We start from the raw sequence: 4,171 nt of genomic DNA on the forward strand, positions 1-4,171 counted from the left end.
GACAAACATGACGGGATTTTTAATCTGTACCTTCGGATTGAGTTTTACGAGCGATTGAAGTGTCGCATCGAGAACGATTTTTTTATTGATCATCTGGCCTTTTTGGAGTTTTTCTTCGGCCGTGATTTTCTTTTTTTCATTATGTTTCATAAATTGCTTTTACCTCCTTAACCGACAAATTCAGCGATAGGTCCGAGTGCAAGTGCCGGGAAGAAGCTGAGTGCGCCGACGATAAGAATGACGGCAATCACGAGGCCTACGAACATGGCATTATTGGTGGAAAGCGTACCATCCGACTGAGGAATCATCTTCTTGTTTCCGAGGCTTCCCGCGAGTCCGAGAGCCGCGAACATGGGAACGAAACGAACCAGCAACATGACGATGCCGCCCGTGACGTTCGTCCAAGGGGTATTGGCGTTGAGTCCGGCGAAAGCCGAGCCGTTGTTTCCGGCCATCGACGCAAATGCGTAGAGGATTTCCGAGAAGCCGTGCGGACCGGGATTCGCGATGCCGGCCCGGCCCGCATCGGCCAGCACCGCGATCGACGTGCCGACCAGCACGAGCAGCGGCGTGAGCAGCACGACGATCGACACCATCTTCATCTCGTACGACTCGATCTTCTTGCCGACGTATTCGGGCGTGCGGCCGATCATCAGGCCGGCGACGAACACCGCGAGCAGCGCGAACACGAGCATCCCGTAGAGGCCCGAACCGACGCCGCCGTAAATCACCTCGCCGAGCTGCATCAGCAGCATCGGCACGAGGCCGCCGAGCGGCGTCAGCGAATCGTGCATCGTGTCGACCGCGCCGCACGACGCCGCCGTCGTCGCGACCGTGAAAAGGCCGGTCTGCGCAATGCCGAAGCGCGTTTCCTTGCCTTCCATGTTGCCGCCCGATTGCAGCGCGCTCGTCGTCTGATCGACGTGCTGGGCGGCGAGCACCGGATTGCCGGCCTGCTCGGCGCCCACTTCGACGCCGATCGCGATCACGAATGCGACCGTCATTGCCGCGAGCACCGCGATACCCTGACGCCGATCGCCGATCATCCGGCCGAACACGAGACAGAGCGCGGCCGGAATGATCAGGATCGCGAACGCCTGCACGGCGTTGGAGAACGGCGTCGGGTTCTCGTACGGATGCGCGGAGTTCGCATTGAAGAAGCCGCCGCCATTGGTGCCGAGCATCTTGATCGCCTCTTGCGAAGCGACCGGGCCCATCGCGAGCGTCTGCTTCGCGAGCGGCGTGCGGACCGTGACCGGCATGCCCTGCCCGTCCTTGACCGGATTGCCCTGCGCATCGAGCTTCGGCACGGCGTAGATGCTCGTCTGCAGCACCGGCACGTCCTCATACGCCTTCATGTTCTGGATCACGCCCTGGCTCATCAGGAGCGCGGCGATCAGCGCCGCCATCGGCACGAGCACGAAAAGCGTCACGCGTGTCAGGTCGACCCAGAAATTGCCGATCGTCCGCGCGGTGTGGCGCGCGAAGCCGCGGATCAGTGCGATCACGACGACGATGCCGGTCGCGGCCGACAGGAAGTTCTGCACGGTCAGGCCGAGCATCTGCGTGAGATAGCTGGCCGTCTGCTCCGGCGTGTAATCCTGCCAGTTCGTATTCGTGACGAAGCTGACCGCGGTGTTGAACGCGCCGTCGACCGTCATGGCGCCGAACTGCTGCGGATTGCCCGGCAGCCAGCCCTGCAGGCGCAAGAGCGCATAGAGGCACAGCGCGCCGAGCGCATTGAACGCGATCGTCGCGAGTGCGTATTGCTTCCACGTCATCTCGCTGTGCGGATCGACGCCCGCGACGCGATAGAGCACGCGTTCGAGCGGGCCGAACACGCGCACGACGCGCGCGCTGCCGTTCATCACCGCGCCCAGATAGCGCGCGACCGGCACGGCCGCCGCCAGCAGGACGACGACGAACAGCAGCGGCTGCAACAGATTGTTCGCGTTCATTCGATGTCCTCCGCGCGCAGCAACGCGTAGACGAGATACGCGAACAGCAAGGCGGCCGAAGCGCCCGCCAACCCCAGCATCCAGGTCATGAGCGCCCCCCGCGACCGGATTGCGCGAGCTTCTCGCACCCGGCGATCAACCCGAAGATCAGTGCCGCGAACAGCACCAGACCGCCGATGAAAACCCCATCCATGTTGATGTTCTCCGTCGTCGAAATCTGACGACTAGAACCTTATTGGCTTGTGCGTAAAAGTCGGATCAAAGGTGGACGCGGCGATGTAAAAAACGCGTAAACGCAAAAGGCGGCACCGCGGTGCCGCCCTTCGGGATCGCTGCCGGCGTGTCGCCGGCACGGGGCGATCAGGGGATGAGGATCGTCGAGCCGGTCGTCTTGCGCGCCTCCAGCTCGGCCTGAGCACGCGCGACGTCCGCGAGCGGATAGCGCTGGTTGATGCTGGTCTTCACCTTGCCCGACTGGATCACGTCGAACAGTTCGGCTGCGCCCGCTTCGAGATCCGCGCGCTTCGCAATGTACGAGAACAGCGTGGGCCGCGTGAAGAACAGCGAACCGCGCGACGAGAAGTCCTTCGAGTCGATCGGCGGCAGCGGGCCGGACGCATTCCCGAAGCTCACGAACAGCCCGAGCGGCGCGAGACAGTCGAGCGAGCCGATATACGTGTCCTTGCCGATCGAATCGTAGACGACCGGCAAAAGCGCGTCGTTCGTGATCGCCCGCACGCGCTCCGTGAAGTTCTCGCGCGTGTAGACGATCGGATGATCGCAGCCATGCGCCTTCGCGAGCGCGGCCTTCTCGTCGGAACCGACCGTGCCGATCACCGTCGCGCCGAGCGCCTTCGCCCACTGGCAAACGAGCAGCCCGACCCCGCCTGCCGCCGCGTGGATCAGGATCGTGTCGCCGGCCTTCACCCGATACGTGCGGCGCAGCAGATAGTGCGCGGTCAGGCCCTGCAGCATCACCGATGCCGCTTCGTCGTAGCTGATCGCGTCCGGCAGCTTGACGACGCGATCGGCGGGCAGCACGCGCTCCTGCGCGTATGCGCCGGGTTGCGACCAGACGTAGGCGACGCGGTCGCCCGGCTTGAACGCGGTCACGTCGTCGCCGACCGCGGTCACCTCGCCGGCCGCTTCCATTCCGAGGCCGCCGGGCAGCGGCTGCGGATAAAGGCCGGTGCGGAAATAGATGTCGATGTAGTTGAGCCCGACTGCGTGCTGCCTGATGCGGACCTGGCCCGCCTGCGGCTCGCCGACCTCGACGTCCACCCACTTCATCACGTCCGGGCCGCCCGGCTGGTCGTATCGGATTGCTTTCGGCATCGTGTCGCTCCTCGTCTTCTGTTCAATCAGTCAGATTAAATATCCGGTTCGCCGATGCGCGCTGCCGCAAACCGCATGAAAGGCGGGTGCGGCGCCGTGCGCGTCGGACGCCCGATTCTCGCGCGTGGCGCCGATCCGTGCATCGCCCTGACGCGAGCAGGGCCATATCGGCGGCCGGCCGTCAGGCCGCGCGCACCCTGCCTGCGCCGTTCATCGCGCGCGCCAGATCATCCAGCAGCATCCGCGCCGTCGCCACATTCGTCGCGATCGGCACGTCGTGCACGTCGCACGCGCGCACCAGCGCGGTGATGTCCGGATCGTGCGGCTGCGCGGTCATCGGATCGCGCAGGAACACGACGATGTCGACGCGGCCTTCGGCCAGTTCCGCACCGATCTGCAGGTCGCCGCCGAGCGGCCCCGACAGCTTGCGCTCGACCTCGAGCCCGTGCGCGGCCGCGATCCGTCCGCCGGTCGTGCCGGTGGCGACCAGCCGGCATTGCGCAAGCGTCGCGCGATATTCGCCCGCAAGCGCGACGATCTCGTCCTTCTTCGCGTCGTGCGCAATCAATGCGATGCGGGGTCTGTTCATCTCCGGTTCCTTCGTGGTTCGATGGTTGTCGTGTTTCTGAATGGCGGTGCGCGCGTCAGAACGTGCCCGGATACGCGCCGCCGTCGAGCAGCCAGTTCTGCCCGGTGATATAGCCGGCATGCACGCTGCAGAGGAACGCGCATGCCGCGCCGAATTCGGCACGCGTGCCGAGGCGCCCGGCCGGGATTGCCTTCGCGCGCCGCATGCGCATCTCGTCGATCGTCACGCCCTGCGCCTTCGCCGAAGCGGCGAGCGTCGTCGCGATCCGGTCGGTGTCGAACAGCCCCGG

The 4,171-nt window shown here is 64.8% G+C and carries 5 protein-coding genes; all 5 read right to left on the minus strand.

What is annotated here, in order from left to right; all coding sequences use genetic code 11:
* Nucleotides 1-167: 167 nt before the first annotated feature.
* On the minus strand, nt 168-1,958 hold the full coding sequence (gene kdpA, locus KH616_RS22200; protein WP_292251369.1) for a potassium-transporting ATPase subunit KdpA: 1,791 nt from the start codon (nt 1,956-1,958) through the stop codon (nt 168-170).
* Nucleotides 1,955-2,047, minus strand: a complete 93-nt coding sequence (kdpF, locus tag KH616_RS22205) for a K(+)-transporting ATPase subunit F (RefSeq protein WP_292251371.1) — start codon at nt 2,045-2,047, stop codon at nt 1,955-1,957. Before kdpF ends, kdpA begins: the two co-directional genes overlap by 4 nt.
* A gap of 271 nt (nt 2,048-2,318) precedes the next feature.
* The gene (locus tag KH616_RS22210; RefSeq protein WP_292251374.1) at nt 2,319-3,293 is read right to left on the minus strand and encodes a quinone oxidoreductase; all 975 of its coding nucleotides are present in this window, start codon (nt 3,291-3,293) and stop codon (nt 2,319-2,321) included.
* 181 nt (nt 3,294-3,474) lie between these two features.
* A complete protein-coding gene (locus KH616_RS22215) occupies nt 3,475-3,882 on the minus strand; it encodes a methylglyoxal synthase (protein ID WP_292251376.1) in 408 nt (135 codons plus the stop codon).
* 55 nt (nt 3,883-3,937) lie between these two features.
* Nucleotides 3,938-4,171 (minus strand): SDR family oxidoreductase (locus tag KH616_RS22220; protein WP_292251377.1); only part of this gene is annotated, 234 nt, incomplete at its 5' end.

This window comes from Burkholderia sp. (genome assembly GCF_018375725.1).
GTDB lineage: Bacteria > Pseudomonadota > Gammaproteobacteria > Burkholderiales > Burkholderiaceae > Burkholderia.